This window comes from Streptomyces sp. NPDC054961 (genome assembly GCF_053609145.1).
On sequence record NZ_JBSGWY010000014.1, the window covers coordinates 23,380 to 42,155 of the forward strand.

The window sequence follows — 18,776 nt, forward strand, 5'->3', positions numbered from 1 at the left end:
ACTACCTGCTGTGTGTGTGGGGGGGGTGGGTGCGGGGCTTGGTGGGGGGGGGGGGGTCCGGGTCCCGGTGGGGTGTGTTGGGGGGGGGCGGCCACCCGGCCCCCGCGCGTGGGGGCCCGGCCTCACCTTGAACATGTCGCTGGCCAGCGCCACCTCGACGTCGATGCTCAGACCTGGCCGGACCCCGACCGACAGGGCCTCGTCGATCGCGGGGATCGCGGTGTCCAGACCGATCTGGGCGTCCGAGGTCGGGGCCAGGGCGATGGTCGTGCCGCTCTCCCCGATCGCCCTCCACGCCGCCGGGGTCAGGCCGGTGGCGTGGATAAGCGTGACGTGCGCGCCGAGGATGCCGTCCTTCTCCCACTGCCGATGGCCCGTGACGAGGAGGCGCCGAAGACGGCGTCCACGCTCACGCCGATGCCCAGCTCCTCGGCCGTGCGCGCGAGTTCGGGCCCGTAGGCGAAGGCGGGACCGGCGATCTCGTCGGTGGCCAGGGCTGCCAGCCGCAGGGTGAGCAGCTGATCGTCGCCGGCGAAGTACGTCTCCCTCAGGCGGGTCAGGTCGCCGGGCCACTGCTTGTCCCAGTCGCCGAAGTGCGGGCCCATGGAAGCGTGAACGCCACGGATGCCGGTGTCGATGAGGGCGTGGACGGCGGCGTCGGAGTGCTCCGGGGTTCGGGCGTTGTGGGAGAAGTCGAGCATGCAGGTGATGCCGCTGTCGATCGCCGCCGGCGCAGCTGGGTATCCCAGGCGTGCCGGTGGGTGTCGACGAAGCCCGGCGTGAGGATCGTGCCCGACGCCTCGACGACCACCGCGCCGTCCCGGTTCAGGCGGGAACCGATCGCGGTGATGGTGTCGCCCTCGACGCGCAGGTCGGCGTCGTGCAGGACACCGAGGCCGGAGTCCATGGTGACGATGGTGGCGCCGGTGAACAGGATGCGCCGGTTCGGACCGGCGGGCCGGCGCCGAAGCTGTTCGAGCACGGCGGGGCTGGTGGTATCGGAGCGGATCACGGGGAGGTCCTGTTCGTCGCGCCAGGGCCGGGGGGCCGTACGGAGGGGGTGAGGGGATGACCCCAGCCTCGGCCCGTCCGACGGGGGCGGCCAGGCCGCCCTGTGCCCAGGTACGGCGCACCCGGGATCGGCGGCCCCGCTCGTTCGGCGGCCGAAGGGCGGGCTCGCGACGGCGCTCGGCTCAGTCGCCGGGAGGGCCGACGTGGCTCAGCCGGAATCGGCGTTTCGCAGGGAAGCGTTCTCGTTCCGGGTCAAGGAAGTCGATCAAGTCCATCAGGGCCACTTGCAGGTCCACCACGCGTGGATGCCGTCCGGGAAGCGAAGCCAGCTCGACGATGCTGTCGGACAGGCGGGAGAACCACACGGCGAACTCCGGGTCCGCTTCCAGGCGGGCGCAGAACTCCGCGTACCCGATGCACCGATCAGCTTCCTCGCCCTCGATGATGACCAGTTCTCCGATGGCCCTCTGATCACTGCGGAACACCTGAAAGTGCGTGTCCGGATGGGCGTCGTCGCTCAGGACGTTGCCGATCCGCGTGAACAGCGCCACGACGCGCCGGTTGGCTTCCTGGTTTCCGAGATCGAGGAAATAGACGCGGCGCCTGAGGATCTCGACCCAGCCGAGGTACTCGGCGAGCACGTGCAGCGTGCTGCGGACCGCGTAGAGCCGGTCGTGGGGTTGTACGAAGTGCACGCGCAGGAAGCCTTGACCAGCGATGTTGAAGAGGCGCGACTGAAAATCGAAAGCAGCCCAGAGCAGCGGGTCGCGATACCGGCTCATGACGTCCTGCCGCTCCCGCACGCGACGACGCTCGGCCGACTGCCGCTCCAAATCGTCTCTGAGGAGCGCATTCGCCCTATTGGCGCGGGCACTGTAGGCGAGGCTCGCCAGAGCCACGGCTCCGGAAATGGACGCGACGATCAGTTCGGTGTTCACGGCATCGCATCGATCGAGGTCGAAGTACAGGGCGTGCGAGGGGTTCCGGGCGCCACGGTCTCCGCCACCCCGGGCGTCCGTCAGCGCAAGCCGCCCTGCCCGGCCCCAGCGGGGGCCGGGCAGGGCGGCACGGACCGGGTCAGGTCAGGTCAGGTCAGGTCAGGTCATGATCCGGCTGTTCCCGCCCGGGTGGCCTTCGGCGCTGTCGTCGTTGAACCAGTAGTCGCCGGCCGCGAGGTAGCGGAAGGAGTGGCTGGCCTTGGGCGGCAGGGCGACCGTGACGGCCCTGGTGCCGTCGGGGCGCGGCTTCAGTTCGTGGGTGCCGGGCTTCCACCCGTTGAAGTCGCCGACGACGCTGACCGGCCCGGGAGGGGTGTCGGCGGGCAGGACGAAGGTGACCTCGGTACGGCCTTTGCGACGCTGGCGTTCGAGCACGACAAAGCTCCTTCGACGGACGGGGAAGGCGAGCGGCTCCAGAGGACGGCTGCTCGCAGGGGCCTCGGATACATCACGTTCTGCCATTAAATAGTGCTCTATGTGACTGCGCCAGCGGATCCGAGGGCGTCAACGGGGCGCCGGGTGACGTTCGCGCGCGGCTGAGCGGGTCCTTCGCCTTCCGCGTACGGCGCGCACCGGGGGGAATGCCGTCCGGGCGGAGCACGGATGACTACGCTGCGTACATGCCGATTGCTCCTGCGCAGTTGAGGTTGCGAGAGACTCCGGGCTGGGCGGTGGGGCTGTGCCTGTTCGGGCTCGCCGCCGGTCTCTGCATGATCATCTGGTACTCGGTGGATCCGCCGTTCCTGTACAGGCCCACAGGGAACAGGGAAGTGCTCCTGCAGTTCGCGGCGACGGCCGAAGGGGCCCGCGCCCTCGTCAACGGCGGCGGGGACGGAAACGGAGACGGGGTCAGACTGTTCCAGGACGGCCTCGTCCTCGACTGGCGCATGTTCATTCCCGGGTACGCGGTGGCTCTGGCCGGGGCCTTCGGGCTCGGCCATCTCTTCCTCTACCGGGAGTCCGCGCGGCTGTGGGCCCGTCGCGCCCTCGCCCTCACCTGCGTGCCGGTGGCGGCGGACTGCGTGGAGAACGTCTTCCTCTGGAGGGCTCTGAACCGGCTCGCCGCCGACCCCGTACGGGACCTGACGCGGGCGGCCTACTTCGCCCAGGTGAAATGGGCGCTCGTCGTCCCGCTGGTGGCCGCGGCCGTCCTGATCGTCGTCACCCTCTGCTGCCGCCGGGTGCTCGACCCCGCCCGCGTGGTGAGTACGCGGGAAGACCGGCCCCGTCCCGTCGTGGCCCACGCCCACAAGATCGTTTCCGGCACCGAGAGCCAGTGGAGCGACCCGGACGTCATCCTCCCGCCCGCCGCTCCCCACGACTGGGAGGCGCGGACCGGGTGGACCGTGCCCCCGGCGGGGGCCCCCCGCCCGCGCCCGGGCCCCCCGCCCCCCCAGCACCGGGGCGGGCCGGGGGTGGCCCCGGGGCACCGGGGCGGGGGGGGGCCGGCAGCCTCGGGGGGTGGACACCGCCGCCCCCCGGGGGGGGGCGGGGCGCGGGGGGCCCCCCCCCGGGGCGGGGGCCCCCCCCCCCCCCCGGGGCCCCGGACCCGAAGGACAGCGCGGCGACCCGCTGGCGCACCCGCGCGTACCAGCCGCCCGGTCGCCAGCCCGCGGAGATCGGCTTCTGTGTCTCCGGCGGTGGCATCCGGTCGGCATCGGTCACCCTCGGAGCGCTGCAGGCACTGCGGGAGCAACTGCTCAAGGCGACGTACCTCGTATCGGTGTCCGGCGGCGGCTACACCGCCGGGGCCTTCCAGCTGGCGCTGACCGACGCCCGGCTTCGTACCGCGGACGGGGGCCCTTCGGTGCGGCCCGGCCTCGCGAAACCCGCGGACGTGTTCGCGCCGGGCAGCCCGGAGGAGGACCACATCCGCCGGCACGCGAAGTACCTGGCGGACGCGCCCAAGGAGAAGCTGAACGCCTTGGGCGCGGTGCTGCGGGGGATGGCCGTCTCCTTCGGCATGCTGGCGCTGGTCTTCGCCGTGGCAGGTCAGTTCCTGCACCAGTTCTACTCGTACGTCCGGCTGACCGAGCTCATCCCGCTCGCGGCGGAGGGGAAGGCGTTCGGCTCGTCCCTCCACCTGTACCCAAACGCCTGGCGTCCCGTCATCGTCCTGTTCGCCCTGGCCGGCCTGGTGTCCGTCGGGTACGCCTTCACGCGGGCCGGCAGCGGGAAGTCCCGCCCCGCATGGCTGCGCAGCACGGTGAACACGCTCACCGGCCTCGCGCTGGCGGTCGCCGTGTTCTCGGTCGTCCTGCCTTCGGTGATCTGGTTCTTCGCCTCTCTGGCCCACAAGGCGGGCAAGGGCGGATACGGGGACGGCAGCGGGACGGGAGTCGCCCTGCTCGGCGCGATCACGGCGGCGGCGACCGCCGTGGGTACGTGGTTCATCGCGGTCACCAGGACGGTGAAGAAGCTGAGGCCGGACGGTGAGCGGGCTGGTCCGCTCACCAAGGGCGGCACCTCCCTCGTCACGCAGGTCGGCACCAGCTGGGTGAAGGCCGTGGTGTGCTGGCTGGTGCTGCTCCTGGTCGCGTTCTTCGGCCTCGCCCTCATGTCCTGGGCCGCCGTCTACTCGGGCAGGTGGCACCCGGGGTGGCAGTGGGGGGTGCCGATCGCCCTGATCGTGCTGACGCTCGTGATCGACCAGACCACCTTCAGCCTGCACCCCTTCTACCGGCAGCGGCTGGCCGGTGCCTTCTCCGTTCGCCGCGCGGTGCTGAAGGACGGCTCGGTCGGCGCCCTGCCGTACGACTACAACAACGAGCCGACCCCGCTGAACCCCTACGCACAGAAGGTGGAGGGCTTTCCCCAGGTCATCCTCGCCGCCTCCGCGGCCGTCTCGCTGCGCAACCGCACCGCGCCCGGCCGGCCCGCCGTGCCGTTCACCTTCGCCTCCGACTACTGCGGCGGACCCGATACGGGCTGGGTCCGCACCGGCACCCTGCAGAAGACGGCCCCGGCCCTGATCGGGCGCGACCTGACCGTACAGTCCGCCGTCGCCGTGTCCGGAGCGGCCTTCGCCTCCGCGATGGGCTCGCAGACGATGTTCATGGAGCGGCTGCTCGCGCTCTCCAACGTGCGGCTCGGCACCTGGGTGCCCAACCCCCTGTACCTCGCGGAACTGGTGGCGTACGCCCCCCACTGGATCATGCCGCGGCTGCCGCGGGTACGGCGGCTGCGCTATCAGCTCCAGGAGCTGGTGGGCCGGTACGCGGACACCACTCCCCTGCTGCTGTGCACCGACGGCGGGCACGTCGACAATCTCGGTCTGGTCGAGATGCTCCGGCTCCGCTGCCGGACCGTCTACGTCATCGACGCCTCGGGTGACTCGCCGCCGCTGGCGACCACCCTCGCGCAGGCGATCACCCTTGCCTACGAGGACCTCGGCGTGACGATCACCTTCGATGAGGAGGGGCAGGATCTGCTGAACCTGGTACCCGGCAGCGCGGCGCCGCTCGCGCCCGAGGCGCCGATGGCTTCCCTGAACGCCCGGTTCTCCGCCACGTGCGTGGTGCGCGGCACGATCGAGTACCCGGAGCGCGTCCTGTTCTCGCCCGACGCACCGGCCGCCACGCGGGGGACGATCGTCTACGTGAAGGCGGGTCTGACCCCTGACATGCCGTACGAGCTGCTCAGTTACGCCCTCCGGGAGAAGGCCTTCCCCCGCCAGGCCACCTTCGACCAGTGGTTCGACCACGCCCAGTTCGACGCCTACCGGGAGCTCGGACACCACCTCGGCACCAAGGCCGCGCAGGTGCTCCCCGCTCACGCGAAGGGGTGCGGTTCCGGGCGCCACGGGTCCGGGTCCGCGCCTCAGCCCTGACAGGGGGCCGACCGGGTGGGATCCGGAGGCCTCGCCCCACCGGATGGCGTGGGGACGGTCATCCTTCCCCGTGCCAGTGCGCGTCGTGCGTGCGGTGGACCTCGGTCAGGCCCTCGCGGAAGTACCGCTCGTAGTAGCCGTTCTCGAGGTGATGGGTCTGCAGCCACACGCCCGGTACGTGGATCGTGTCGCAGTGCGCGGGGAACCGCCCGTGCGTCTCGTAGATGTAGGTGCAGATGTCCCGCGTGCACGCGATGACGTCCTCGGAGTAGTCGCTGGCCTCGCGCAGGTACTGGCTGCCGAACTCCCCCCGGTAGATGCGGGCGAACAGCCCCTCGTCGGAGTAGATGCCCTTCGGCCCGAACTTTCCCGCCACCACGGCGTCGACCGCCTCGCCCATGGTGCCGTAGTGCGGCGGACACATCGCCTTGATGAGGTGTTCGCCGTCGTGCCGCAGGCCGACGGCGGTCGCCCTCAGGTCCGCGTAGCGCGGGAGCGGTACCTGCCAGCGGAGGAGGTCCGCCGGTCTCCACCGTGGGACGGTCCAGTCGAAATCGAGCATGGGGCCGTACGCGGGACGGAACTTCGGGTCGCCCAGCATGATCGACGGGGCGATCGAGGCGTGGATCCATGCTCCGAGGCCCATGGCGTCGGCGGTGAGCATGAGGTTCTGGAGCAGCAGGTCGGCCTCGATCTGCGTCCGCATGGCCCAGATGAAGCCCAGGGGGAGCTTGATGTCCTTGTTCAGGAACCCCGACTTCACCCACTTGCGCACGCCCGCCGAGCGGTAGAGGTTCCGGTCGTCGACGATCGCCGGCCGTGCCCCCTCGGGCTGGGTCAGCAGGTACATCAGCCCGTTGATGTACTGCCGTGACAGGTCCACCACGGGGAAGAGGATCGTGCTGCCCGGGAGGTTCGACAGGAAGCGGTTCGAGTCGAGGTAGGCGGGGAAGTCCCGTTTTCCTTCCGGTACGTCGATGCGGTGGTCGAGCAGCCGCACCTTCGCCTCGGCGGCGCGCGCGCAGAGGGTCTGCGGGTCGAACGCCGCCGCTTCGCCGTCGGGTGCGGGGGGAAGTCTGCGCAGGAAGTAGGTTCCGGTGTCGTTGATCAGGAAGAAATGGGTGCCCTGCGCGTTGTCGGGGCTGCCGGCGGTCCGGCCGGCCATGTTGAGGTTCGGCTTGGCCATGATGGGCTTGCCGTCGCGGGGGTCGGCGAACGGGCGGTCCGGCATGGTGAGGCCGGAGCAGCCCGTGACGGCGATGAGGACGGCCTCTTCGAGCTCGGTGAGAGGGGCTCGGGGCGCGGTGGAGGTCCAGCTCATCGAGCCGGCCTCGACCGAGCTGCCGCGGCTGACCCGGTGGGTGCGGCGACGCCAGATGGAGGTGAGCAGCGGGCGGTTCAGGAGGGCCTCGAAGCCGGCACGGCTGTGGGTGTTCAGCGGGTCGTTCATCATGCGGTCCCTTCACGGCGCGACCGGCCGGGCCGGTCCGCCCGGGCTCGGCGCCCCGCTCCGTGCCGTGCGCCGTGCGCCGTGCGCCGTGCGCCGTCGGCCGTGTGGGCCGTGGGCCGTGGCGCGGGGCTCGCCGGGGGGGCGGAGCGGACGCGGACGCTGTCAGCCGCGCAAGCGGGCCTCGATGGTCTCGACGAGGCCGGCGATGACGCCGTCGGGCGAGGGGCTGTAGTGGGGGACGGCCCATCGTGTGATCCGGGCGTCGATGACGGAGGGCCGGCCCGAGGCCAGCGCCTCACGGAACGCCTTCTCGAACTCCTCCAGGGTCTCGACGCGGTAGCCGTCGGCGCCGCACGCCCGCGCGTACGCGGCGAAGTCGGGGTTCTGGAACTCGACGAGGCCCGTCTCCCCGTAGGTGACCAGCTGGAACATCTTGATCAGTTTGAATTCCCGGTCGTCGAAAATGACCCAGATGACGGGGATGTCGTTCTCGACGGCGGTCATCAGCTCGAAACCGGACAGCGCGTAGCACCCGTCGCCGCACCCGACGACGACGGTCCGTTCCGGGTGGGCGACCTTCATGCCGATGGCGCCGTTGACATGGCCGGCCATCGGCCCGAAGGAACCGACCTTGCGGAAGTTCTGCCCCTCCTCCAGCTCGACGTAGTAGCCGAGCCAGGCGAGGTGTGCTCCCGCGTCGGCGAGCAGAACGCCTCCGGGGGGCAGCATCCTGCCGATCGCCTGGGCCAGCTCCCCCGGGTGGATCTTTCCGGTCAGGTGCGTGATGTGACGGGCTTCGTAGTCGCGGCCGTCGACCTCGACGGCCGGGACCTCTCCGACCCTGCCGTCGAGCGCCTCGTGGAGGGCGGCCACCCCGAGGCGCGCATCGGACAGCAGCGCGTGGTCGGGCCGGTAGGCCTTGTGGAACTCGGCCTCGGAGATGTTCACATGGACGAGCACCTTGTTCTCGAAGAGGTCTTCGCGGTAGTTGAACGTGGCGTGCTGATTCAGGGAGTTGCCGACGCACAGCACGACATCGGCCTCGCGGAACGCCTTCCACGCGCTGGCGTGTCCGCTGTCCGCGAAGACGCCCACCGAGAGCGGGTGCCCCTCGGAGACGATGCCCTTGCCGTCCAGCGTGGTGAGCAAGGGAATCTGGAACCGTTCGATGAAGCGCCGGACCTCCGCTCCCGCTCCGCTGCGGATCGCGCCGAACCCGACGAGCGCCACGACGCGCTCGCCCCGTGCGAGGGCGTCGGCCAGCATCGAGGCGATCTCCTCCACGCGGGCCGGATCCGGGACGACCGGCGCCACGTCGAGCCGGATGTGCCGGAAGTTCGTCACCTCGACACCGCGATGGGTCAGGTCCTCGGGAACGTGGATGTGCACCGGCCCGGGCCTGCCTTCGAAGGCGGTGTTGACGGCTTCCTCGAGCACATCGCACGTGTCGGCGGCATCGGTGAGCAGGAAGGACTTCTTCGTCGTGGCGGCGAACATGGCCCGCGAGTCGGGCGTCCGGTTCAGGCCCGAGGTCTCGTTGAGGGAGCCCCATCCCTGCCATGCCCTCGAGGCGTATCCCGAGACCGCCAGGACGGGGTAGGAGTCGGACATCGCCACGGCCAGCCCGGAGAACAGGTTGAACGCACCGGGGCCGGCCGTCGCGAAACAGAAGCCCAGTTCGTTCGTGTACATCGCGTGGCCGCACGCCATGAAGGAGGCGGCCTGCTCGTGCCGCGTCATGACCGGCCGGATCTGCGGGGCGTGCTTCAGCGCCAGCATCAGGCCGGCGGCGTTCTCTCCGGCCCCGCCGAAAGCGGCCCGTACGCCGATGTCTTCCAGGCCCTTGACCATGGCTTCGTAAACCCTCATCGCCGTTCCCTCGTCCACTCCCCCGCGTTGGTTGTCGGCGCGTGCGATGTCGACGCGTGCGATGTCGACGTAGCTGTCGGCGCGTGCCGTGTCGACGCGGCACGTGGCACGGTCGTGTCGGCCGGCCCGCTCACCCGTGACGCGGACGCCTCGGGCGTCCCCGGATACCGGGAAGGAGGCCCCGGGCGAGGAGCTGTGGTGGCCGGGTAGCTGTGGCTGCGCCGCGGTGGCGCCCGCCTCACGGGTGATCTCGGCGGGTCGGTCCCCGTCGGCCGGCGGCGACGTATCCGTCGGGCCGTACCCCGGAACCAGTGTGCCAGTACTCGACGCATCCCGCTCCCGCACGGGAAGGGGGCCGTACGAGTGGCGGCGCGGGCGTCACCGCGCACGGCGCCGCGGACCCCCGCGGCGGTTCGCCGCCGCGCGGCGCGCGGCGGATGCCACCCGTCTGCGTTGCTCCGCGCGCCGCGGCCGCAGCACTGGTTCAGGGTTGCCGTGTGGAACCAGGTGCCCGCGGACCCAGTCCCGGGCAGCCGTGCAGCGTCACCTCGTCGTCCGCCGGCATCGCGTCCGGACAGCGGGAGCGGGGTGCGCCTTGGCGAAGAGGCACACATGGCCGAGTTCAGGCAGTACGAGCGTTACGTGGGCGGCAACCCCGAGGCGGAACGGCTCGTCTTCGAGCGGCTCGCCCGCGAGCTCATGCGGGTCCAGCTGAAGTCCAGGAAGCGCAGCGGCGCCGCCGACCTGGCGCGGACCTTCCACGCCAAGGCCGTTCTCGGCGCGGAGAACGCGCGGCTGGCCTTCGTCGGCGACCTGCCCCCCGACCTGCGGACCGGCTTCGCCCAGCCGGGCGCCGAGTACCCCGTCACCGTGCGCCTGTCCAATGCCAACGGCGCCCGCCGGTCCGACCACGCCCCGGATCTGCGCGGAGCGGCCCTGCGCGTCGCGGTGGGAGCCGACGAGGCGCACGACCTGCTGATGACGAGCCATCCGGTCTCGCACGCGCGCAACGCGCGCGAGTTCGTCGAATTCGCGAAGGCCATGGCGGGCGCCGACTCGACACCACGCAAGGCCCTCGCGCTGTTCGTCACCCTGCCGCTCGCGGTGGGATGGCCCACGGCCGCGCGCATGCGGCGCAACGTGCGTGCGGGTACGAGCCGCACCGTGCTCAGCCTGGCGCTGGAGACGTACTGGAGCCGCGGCGCCATCCTGTGGGGTGACGCGGGACCGGTGCGCTATCAGCTGCGCCCCGCGGACGACGCTCCCCCGGCCCCCGCCCCCTCCGCCACCGACCCCGATTTCCTGCAGCACGAACTCGCACGGCGGCTGGCGGCGGCGGACGTCGTCTTCGAGTTGTACGTCCAGCGCTACGTGGATGCCCGCCGCACGCCCGTCGAGGACGGCGCGGCCGAGTGGAAGGAGGAGGACACGCCCCTCGTGCGGGTGGCGACGCTGACCGTCCCGCGCCACGACACCGGCTCGGCCGAGGCCCGGGCCGCGGCGGCACGGGTCGACGAGCTCGCCTTCAACCCGTGGAACACGACGGAGGAGTTCCGGCCCCTCGGAAACCTCAACCGGGCGCGCAAGGTGGCCTACGAAGCCAGCAGCGCCCACCGCCTGGGGTACCGGTTCGCCAACGCCGAACCCCGGCGCAACGCCGTCCTGGGCGTGCCGTTGCGCGCCGCCTTCCGCGGCCTCAACCGGTGCGTCCCCTGGCACCGGCTGCCCACACGCCTCGGTCTGCTGAACCTCGTGGCCTTCCGGCAGAAGCTGCGCCGGTACAACCTGATCGACACCGAGGTCCGCGAGGCTCCGCCCCGGGTCCAGCCCGTACCCCCTCCCGTCGCCGAGGACATGCGGCTCGCGCGGAGCTACGACGGCACCTACAACGACCTGTCCGCGCCGGGGATGGGCGCTGTCGGGTCCGCCTTCGGCCGGAACCTCGCGCCGGTCTACCGACCGGATCTGTTCGACGTACCGAACCCGGTCACGGTCAGCCGGGAGCTGCTGCACCGCGACGCCTTCATCCCGGCACGGTCCCTCAACATCCTGGCCGCCGCGTGGATCCAGTTCCAGGTGCACGACTGGGTGAACCACAAGCGCTACCCCACCGGTACGAAGACCGTCGAGGTGCCGCTCCCTCCCGGTGTCACGTGGAAGAACACGCCGGGCGGACGTCCCGAGGAGGTCATGCGCTTCGCCGAGAACGAGGGAAAGCACCCGGCCGACGGCACGGGTCCGCCGACGCTGTTCGCCAACGCGGCGTCCCACTGGTGGGACGGCTCCGAAATCTACGGCGGCGACGAGAACACCGGGAGGTCGCTGCGCGAGCCGGGCGGCGGTGCCTCGCTGCGCCTGGAGGGCGGCCACCTGCCCGCCGGTCCGGACGGACTCCCGCTCACCGGGTTCGCGGAGAGCTGGTGGTACGGGCTCAGCGCCATGCAGACCCTCTTCGCCCGCGAGCACAACGCCGTGTGCGAGGCGCTGCGGCAGGAGTACCCGAGGCTGAGCGAGGACCGTGTCTACCACACCGCGCGACTGATCGTCTCGGCTCTCATCGCGAAGATCCACACCGTGGAGTGGACTCCCGCGATCCTCGCCACCGAAGTGATCGACATCGGCCTGAAGACGAACTGGCAGGGCCCGCCGAAGAAGTGGCTCGAACAACTGGGGCTGTGGCTCTTCGAGGCGCACTCACTGACCGGCATTCCCGAGACCCTGCCGGACCACCACGCCGCCCCGTACTCGCTCACCGAGGACTTCGTCACCGTCTACCGCATGCACCCGCTGCTCCCCGACGACTTCGAGATCGTGGACCACCGGCTCGGCCGGCGGCTGAACACGCTCGGCTTCGACGACGTGCAGGGCAGCGCCGCGGAGGCGCTCATCCGCACCACCGGTCTGGACGATGCGCTGTACTCGCTCGGCATCGCCCATCCCGGCGCGATCACCCTGCACAACTACCCTCACGCCTTGCGCGCGTTCGAGCGGGACGGCGAGATCATCGACCTGTCCGTGGTCGACCTGGTACGCACCCGGCGCCGCGGCGTACCGCGCTACAACGACTTCCGGGCGGGGCTGCACAAGCCGCGCGTGCGGCGGTTCGAGGACGTGTCGTGCGACGCGGAGACGGTCGCGCGTCTGAAGGCGGTCTACCGCGATGTCGATCAGATCGACACCATGGTCGGTCTCTTCGCCGAGAACCCGCCGCAGGGCTTCGGCTTCAGCGACACCGCCTTCCGCATCTTCATCCTGATGGCGACCCGCCGCCTGCAGAGCGACCGCTTCCTCACGGTCGACTTCAGGCCCGAGGTGTACACGCCCTTGGGCATGGACTGGATCCAGCGCAACGGCATGACCAGCGTGGTGGTGCGGCACTGCCCCGAGTTGGCGGGCCTCCTGCCGCGCACGGCCAGCGCGTTCGCGCCGTGGCGCCGGGCCGCGGCGAAGGAGGCCGGGGGCGGCCGCGGCTGAGCGGACTTCCGCCGCTCGCGCGGCGGCCCGCACGGGCGGCGTTCACTTCGTGGTGATGGGTTCGCCGTCGTGCGCGCCGCCGATGCAGGTCCACAGGCCCGTGCCGGAGTCGTACTCCACCTTTCCCTTCTTGTCCGCGACGCACTGCGGTCCGGTGGTGGCCGGCGCGACCGCTTGCGCGACGGGGACCGCGGCGCCGAGGGCGGCCAGAACGAGTGCGGCGGTGAATCCGAGAACGCGTCTACGCATGGGAGCTCCTCTGGGGTCGGGCGGCGCCAACACATCGACTCCAGCTTCGCCCTGCGCCCGGTGGGCCGCACCCTGACCCGGTGGTGTTCAGGGGGCGCGTTCTGCGGACAGGCGTCAGGCTGGTGTCATGGCGAACACGCCCGAGGTATCCGTAGGGCCGCCTGACGACCTCGGCTTGCGGAAGGTCCTGATCGACGGCAACTCCGCGGGTAAGGCCCGGTCTCCCGGTGAGCTCCGGAGGATCCTGGACCGTGCCGGTGTGACGGTCGGGCACCACGACATCCAATGGCTCGGCGGAGACTGCACGGTCTGGCCTGACCGGGTGGTGCTGCGCCTGACCATCGGCGTCCTCATGGTCTTCGGCTTCCTCGCGACCGCCTGTCCGCTCTTCCGGATCGGAATGTCGGACAGCGGCAACGCCCTCACCTACGGCGGACGGATCGCGGGATTCACCGTCCTCGTCGCGGCCTTGGTGGAACTGGTCGCCGCCGGGGCGGCGTTCGACTACTGGGGACGGCGGCGGTGGCGCTACTCGGGGGTGGCCGTTCTGGCCGGAGTGGTCATCGCCCTCCTCTGCGGAATTTCCCTTCTCCTCCTGCAGATCGGTGAGCGTTTCACCGGCTACACCGTGATCGGGATCGCCCTGTGCCTCTGGTCGGGCACGGCCCTGGTCGGACTGATCAGAATGCGGGCGTGGAAAGGCCTCCGAAATCCCAGGAAGATCGCGATCGGGGTCATCATCTCCACCCTTCTCGCAGGGGTCAACCTGGCCTATTCGGAGATTTATCTTCCCTATGTGAGAACCCCGTTGATACAGAGCGGGGCGGAGTTCAAAGAGTCGAGCATGGGAAAGGAAGCGGCGCAGCTGTACGTGACGGTCCATCTGTACGTGAAGAACGCGGGCCAGGTCCCCGTCTACCTCCTGGACAGCAAGTACTGGATCCACGGCGGGCCCGCGAGCAGTAGCGCCGACGCCAGGCCCGGCGCGTTCGAGCTGATCTACGACGGCTCCTTCATCACGCCGGTGGGCAGCGTGCTGAATCCGGGGGAGGAAGTCGCACAGGACGTGGTCGTCGAGGTCAAGGACCCCATGAAGCGCGCGTACGAAGCCATCAGGGCCCAGACCGAGGTGTACGTGATCAGGAAAGACAGGACCAGCATACCCACCGCTTACCAGCGTTCCGGGATCGGGGGCAGCGCTCTCGCCAAAGAGGCCGACGAGGAAAGGGAATACCCTCCCGGCACCAAGTACAGGTATCGGTCCGAGATTTCGAACAGCAGTGAAATCCTGAACGTGACCCGGGGCCGGCAGCGGATCACCGTGTTCAGGGTGGCGAGCGGCGCGTGGCCGCGCGTCATCGTGGACGTGTCGCCGCCGGGTGAACGGACCGAGTTCGATCCCCTGAATCCCGACGCGAACGAAGGGGTCGACGACCGGTACGGCCTCTCGCCGGTGCGCGGCTCCACCGTGCAGACGCCCTATCAGAAGCTCCTGCAGAAGGCCCGCTCCGGCGGATGAGGCGGCCATCGGCGGCAGCACGCACAGCCGCCCGCGGGGCCGGTGCGACGGCTCCCGGGGGCGGCCGGCCGTACGGCAGGCAGGGTCAGATGGTGAACGGCTTCTGCTGGAGGAACCCCTCCGACGGGCTGCCCGTCGTGTAGAAGTTCGGGCTCTGGATGGCGGGCATGCGCCGTTGGATGTCGCGGTGGAAGGTGCGGTAGTCGCCCTGGAAGGCGCCCTGCGACCACACCTTGAGGAGGTTCGCGGTGAACAGCCCGTTGACGTCTCCGTCGGACGCCACCTGGTTGTCCTGGCAGGCGGCGATGAGCACGGCGCCGGGCGCCGGACCGCTGCCGTTGGCTGCCTTGAGCTCGCGCTGGAGGCCCTCGTAGAACGCCCGCTCCCGTGCGAAGTTCTGCTGCTGCTCGTACACGGGCATCAGCCGGGACGCCGCCTCCACCCGGCCCGGGTCACGGGTCTGGAACTGCGACTCCAGCGCCTCCGGGCTGAGCAGTCCCTGGAGGGACTCGATGGCGGTGCCGCTGTGACAGCTGTCGAGCAGGGCGACGATCCTGACCCCCTCCTCGAACCGCCGGAACTCCCGGTGCAGCTCGTCGTCGAGGAACTGGCGGTCGAAGAACACCAGCGTCTCGTCCAGCCGGTCCGGCTCGTCGTCCGATCCGGCGACGTTGTCCATCTGGCCGCCGTGGCCCGAGTAGGTGAAGAGCAGGATGTCCCCGCTCTTGAGCCGTCCGGCCGCCTTGCGCAGTTCGCCGGTGATGTTCTCCACCGTGCCGTCGCCGGTGAGGATCACGGTGTCGTCGAACCCGCCGGCGCGGGCCACCGCCGCCATGTCACGGGCATCGTTCTCGCAGGCCAGGAGTGTGCCGTCCCAGCCGTCGTAGGCGTCGGGATCGACCTTGTTCAGACCGACGTGGATGGACAGGCCAGTGGGCACGGGTACTCCTCGGGACGGGGCGGGCACAGGGGGAGGTCGAGAGCATGGGTTCCGCGGCGGCGGCCGCCTGAACCGGGACGTGCGGGACGCCGCCCGATCGGGCCTGCCGAGGGGGAGCCGCTGTTCGGGTGAGCCGTGATATCGGACCGTAAACGATCACTTGCGCACGGTATTGCTATCTTATGAACGCAATCGACACGCCCCCGGATCGGACCGCGGGCGCCAGGGCACGGCATGACTCCTTCGCCGACCGCACCGGCTACGACGAGTCCTTCCTCGGAACCGTCGTCCCGCTCCCGAAGCCGGCCGCCGCCGGGATCGAGACCGTGGTCCTCCCCTACACCCACTTCACCGTCGTCCTGCGCCCCGACCGCAGGATGGCCGCCTCCACCGCCGTCTGCATCGACGGCGAGCGGCTCATCGAGGACGTACCCCGCGACGACGCCTGGGAATTCGACCCCCGCGTACCCGAGACCCAGCAGGCCGGCAACGACATCTACCGCGACAACTCCCTGGACCGGGGACACCTGGTCCGCCGCCTGGACCCGGTCTGGGGTGCCGCGGCCGAGGGCAACCAGGCGAACCTGGACACCTTCCACTTCACCAACGCGGCCCCGCAGCAGGACTTCTTCAACCAGGGCAAGGAGCTGTGGCAGGGGCTGGAGAACCATCTGCTCGACCACGCGGCCGAGTTCGACCGCAAGCTGTCCGTGTTCACCGGTCCCGTGCTGCACGACTCCGACCCGCCCTACCGCGGCATCCAGGTGCCGCTGCGGTTCTGGAAGGTGGCCGCCTTCGTCCAGAACGGCCGCCTGGCCTCGACCGGCTACGTCCTCGACCAGAGCCCCGACCTCAGCCGGGACCGCGAGCGGGCGATGGCGGGCGCCAAGCCCGGCGATCCGCCGCCGCTCGGCCCGTACCGCACGTTCCAGGTGCCCGTCACCGACATCGTCGAACTCACCGGCCTCGACTTCGGACCGCTGCCCGCCGCCGACCTCATGCCCGTCACCCGCGCGCCCGCGGAGCGCTGGAAGCGCCTGGAGAGCTACGAGGACGTGGTCCTGGGCGGCTGAGACCGGGGACACCCGGCGGGAACGACGGCGGCGGCCGTCACGGCGCCGCCCCGCACCCGCGCGACGCGGCCGTACGGCAGGAGGTCCGCACGCCGTCCGGCCGCGTTGCGACGGACCGGGCCGAGTGAAACCATGGCAGGTATCAGGCAGTCCGTCTTCCCACGCCGCCACGGCGGTCTGTGCAGGTGCGGTATGTCTCCCAAGGACACCGAATGGGGACTCGTCACCGAGATGGTGCGGGACCACTTCTTCATCGCCGGCGAGCCCCGACCCAAGCTCGTGCAGTTCGGATTCTCACCCGAGTTCGTGAGCCGGATCCCACTGAGTTACGTGAGCAGCGACAATTCGGTCGCCCTGGTCGAGGCGGTGCGCAACAGCGGCATCGAGACCCAACTCCAGCTGCTCAGCACGCTCGTGCGGATCGACTCGCTGAGCTCCATCCCGGCCGGCAAGGAGGCCCTGCGCCTCAAGTCCGAGCTGGAGGAGGCGGCGCGGCTGCACATCTCACCCCAGGACTTCTTCCTCAGCAGCGTGCTCGGCAACGGCGCCGACGTGTTCATCGACCGGGCGGACTTCAGGAAGCGGCTCCGCCAGTTCTTCGAGGATCCCGACAAGACGGTTCTGGTGGTGGACGGAGAGCCGGACAGCGGGCGCTCCCACAGCTACAAGCTGATCCGGCACGTGGGCGAGCAATGCAATTTCCGTCCGGTACGGGTGACGCTGAACCGGACCTCGACCGCGGACCAGGTGGTCCACCGGCTCGCCGAGTCCGTCGCGGACCCGGGTCCGGCCCCGCCGGCCGACTCGAACACGGTTCTCTCGCCGTTGAATCCGACACAATTGAACGATTCACTACCTGAGATCGACGCGGCGGTGCACCGCGTCGTCCGGCAGGCCACCACGGCCCTCGGGCAGTACTGGCTGGTGCTGGACGACTGCGACAAGCTCGACGTCAATTCCGACGTCTGGGACTGCATCGGCAAGCTGGCCCTGGCGATCTACCACCAGAGGCCGGCGCCGCCGGACGTACCGCCCCGGCTGGTCCTGCTCGGGTACTCGCCGACGATGCGCCAGCTCCCGTACGAGATACGCAAGAACGAGGTGCGGGACACCGCCCGGATGTTCGGCCCGGACGACCTGCAGGAGTTCTTCCGGCAGTTCTTCACCGAGGCCTCGGAGCTGCCGGACACGAAGCGGGTGGCCGGCCTCGTGGAGACGACCGTCCCCGCCGTTCTCCACGCGGGTGAGGCCTCCGGGCCGGACAGCTACATGCGCAAGGTCTGCGCGGCGGCGGCGGAGTCGGTCCGTCTCTACGGCACGCTCGCACCCGGCGAGGACTTCGACGCACGCCTGAGCGAACGGCTGCGCGCCACGGCGGCCGCCCCCGGCCCCGCGGACGTGTCGGACCTGCGCAAGGCCTACCGGGAAGCGGCCTCCCTGCTGGGCCGGTTCGACCCGGCGCGGCTGAGACTGCCCGGCGAAGAGGCGCCTACCGGGGCGGCCGGGGTGGAACTGCTGCCCGACTGCCGGGCCGTCGGCGCACGCAACACCTTCACCTGGGTCCTCAAGCCGCAGGCTCGCGACACCGCGCTGCGCGGCTTCGCCTCTCCGGAGGCGGCCCGCCTCGCCCTGCTGGCCAACCTGGAGCAGGTCCCGCCCGGCCCGGGCCCGGAACGCACCGCGTTGGCCTACCTCGACGGCGTTCCCCCGGACCTCGCCCACCAGAAGCTGGACGAGCTGCCGCACACGCTGCAGGCGGTGCTGTGGCTCGCGCAGATCCCGGGCATCACCGGCGTCCCGCCGAGCGGAGAGGTCCAGCAGCTCCTGGACCGGGCGCGGCTGATGCAGCCCCTCGAACGCCTCGCACGCGGTTCCTTCCAGGGGCGCGCCGAGGAACTCGCCCGGCTGCGCGCCTACATCGGACTGCCCACGCCCCTGCGGGACGAGTTCACCCGGGAGGTCGGCAGCGGGACGAAGCGGCCGGTGCTGGTCCACGGGCTGAGCGGCATCGGCAAGAGCGCTCTGCTCACGACGTTCCTCCGGGACAGCCTGCGCGACTTCCCGACCCCGTTCCCCTTCGCGTACGTCGACTTCGCACGGCCCACCCTCTCGGTCCACGAGCCGGCCACCCTGATCGCGGAGATGGCCCGCCAGCTCCGCGTCCAGTTCCCGGAGCACCACGCCGATTTCGACGCCCTGGCGCACGCGTGCGAGGAGACCGTCTGCCTCCACCGGGCCGAGGAGGACACGGTCGAGGGGGGGGGGGGGGGCGCGCCCCCCCCCCGCGCCGCGGGCCGGCGGCGCCCCCGCCGCGCGGCGGCGCGGCGGCGCGCCGCGCCCCCGCGCGGGGCGGCGGGGGCGCCC

The 18,776-nt window shown here is 70.8% G+C and carries 12 protein-coding genes and 1 pseudogene; 6 read left to right on the forward strand and 7 right to left on the reverse strand.

The annotated features are described in order from the left end of the window. Window positions 1-305 precede the first annotated feature (305 nt). The gene (locus ACWF9Z_RS15340) at window positions 306-701 is read right to left on the reverse strand and encodes a hypothetical protein (RefSeq protein ID WP_453602249.1); all 396 of its coding nucleotides are present in this window, start codon (window positions 699-701) and stop codon (window positions 306-308) included. Between the two features lie 56 nt (window positions 702-757). Here ACWF9Z_RS15340 and ACWF9Z_RS15345 point away from each other — a divergent pair, with 56 nt between their 5' ends. Then, a complete protein-coding gene (locus ACWF9Z_RS15345) occupies window positions 758-1,072 on the forward strand; it encodes a hypothetical protein (protein ID WP_453602252.1) in 315 nt (104 codons plus the stop codon). Between the two features lie 121 nt (window positions 1,073-1,193). On the opposite strand, the gene ACWF9Z_RS15350 is transcribed toward ACWF9Z_RS15345, so the two are convergent. Continuing rightward, a complete protein-coding gene (locus tag ACWF9Z_RS15350) occupies window positions 1,194-1,949 on the reverse strand; it encodes a hypothetical protein (RefSeq protein ID WP_453602255.1) in 756 nt (251 codons plus the stop codon). A 159-nt stretch (window positions 1,950-2,108) separates the two neighbouring features. Further along, window positions 2,109-2,384, reverse strand: coding sequence for an isoamylase early set domain-containing protein (locus ACWF9Z_RS15355; protein ID WP_453602258.1), 276 nt, complete (start codon window positions 2,382-2,384; stop codon window positions 2,109-2,111). A gap of 1,348 nt (window positions 2,385-3,732) precedes the next feature. Between ACWF9Z_RS15355 and ACWF9Z_RS15360 the strand changes: the two genes are divergently transcribed. Further along, window positions 3,733-5,838: a hypothetical protein gene (locus ACWF9Z_RS15360; RefSeq protein WP_453602261.1), complete on the forward strand. Its 2,106-nt coding sequence runs from the start codon at window positions 3,733-3,735 to the stop codon at window positions 5,836-5,838. A gap of 58 nt (window positions 5,839-5,896) precedes the next feature. Here ACWF9Z_RS15360 and ACWF9Z_RS15365 read toward each other — a convergent pair whose 3' ends face one another. Further along, window positions 5,897-7,291, reverse strand: a complete 1,395-nt coding sequence (locus tag ACWF9Z_RS15365; RefSeq protein ID WP_453602263.1) for a hypothetical protein — start codon at window positions 7,289-7,291, stop codon at window positions 5,897-5,899. Window positions 7,292-7,450: 159 nt separating this feature from the next. Next, window positions 7,451-9,157 (reverse strand): thiamine pyrophosphate-binding protein, encoded by a 1,707-nt coding sequence (locus ACWF9Z_RS15370; RefSeq protein WP_453602266.1) that lies wholly within the window; start codon window positions 9,155-9,157, stop codon window positions 7,451-7,453. Between the two features lie 612 nt (window positions 9,158-9,769). Here ACWF9Z_RS15370 and ACWF9Z_RS15375 point away from each other — a divergent pair. After that, a complete protein-coding gene (locus ACWF9Z_RS15375) occupies window positions 9,770-12,631 on the forward strand; it encodes a peroxidase family protein (RefSeq protein ID WP_453602269.1) in 2,862 nt (953 codons plus the stop codon). Window positions 12,632-12,673: 42 nt separating this feature from the next. Here ACWF9Z_RS15375 and ACWF9Z_RS15380 read toward each other — a convergent pair whose 3' ends face one another. Further along, window positions 12,674-12,880, reverse strand: a complete 207-nt coding sequence (locus ACWF9Z_RS15380; RefSeq protein ID WP_453602272.1) for a hypothetical protein — start codon at window positions 12,878-12,880, stop codon at window positions 12,674-12,676. 259 nt (window positions 12,881-13,139) lie between these two features. Between ACWF9Z_RS15380 and ACWF9Z_RS15385 the strand changes: the two genes are divergently transcribed. After that, window positions 13,140-14,399 (forward strand): hypothetical protein, encoded by a 1,260-nt coding sequence (locus tag ACWF9Z_RS15385; protein ID WP_453602274.1) that lies wholly within the window; start codon window positions 13,140-13,142, stop codon window positions 14,397-14,399. 85 nt (window positions 14,400-14,484) lie between these two features. On the opposite strand, the gene ACWF9Z_RS15390 is transcribed toward ACWF9Z_RS15385, so the two are convergent. Beyond that, window positions 14,485-15,339, reverse strand: coding sequence for a caspase family protein (locus ACWF9Z_RS15390; protein WP_453602277.1), 855 nt, complete (start codon window positions 15,337-15,339; stop codon window positions 14,485-14,487). 182 nt (window positions 15,340-15,521) lie between these two features. Between ACWF9Z_RS15390 and ACWF9Z_RS15395 the strand changes: the two genes are divergently transcribed. Next, complete coding sequence (locus ACWF9Z_RS15395) at window positions 15,522-16,412, forward strand: DNA/RNA non-specific endonuclease (protein WP_453602279.1); 891 nt, start codon at window positions 15,522-15,524, stop codon at window positions 16,410-16,412. 192 nt (window positions 16,413-16,604) lie between these two features. Further along, window positions 16,605-18,776 (forward strand): annotated as a pseudogene (locus tag ACWF9Z_RS15400) (hypothetical protein); the annotation flags it as partial.

Coding starts and splice junctions, on each gene's coding strand:
- ACWF9Z_RS15395 (WP_453602279.1), top strand. CDS start 15,522: ATGAACGCAATCGACACGCCCCCGGATCGGACCGCGGGCGCCAGGGCA.
- ACWF9Z_RS15365 (WP_453602263.1), bottom strand. CDS start 7,291: ATGATGAACGACCCGCTGAACACCCACAGCCGTGCCGGCTTCGAGGCC.
- ACWF9Z_RS15340 (WP_453602249.1), bottom strand. CDS start 701: ATGCTCGACTTCTCCCACAACGCCCGAACCCCGGAGCACTCCGACGCC.
- ACWF9Z_RS15375 (WP_453602269.1), top strand. CDS start 9,770: ATGGCCGAGTTCAGGCAGTACGAGCGTTACGTGGGCGGCAACCCCGAG.
- ACWF9Z_RS15370 (WP_453602266.1), bottom strand. CDS start 9,157: ATGAGGGTTTACGAAGCCATGGTCAAGGGCCTGGAAGACATCGGCGTA.
- ACWF9Z_RS15380 (WP_453602272.1), bottom strand. CDS start 12,880: ATGCGTAGACGCGTTCTCGGATTCACCGCCGCACTCGTTCTGGCCGCC.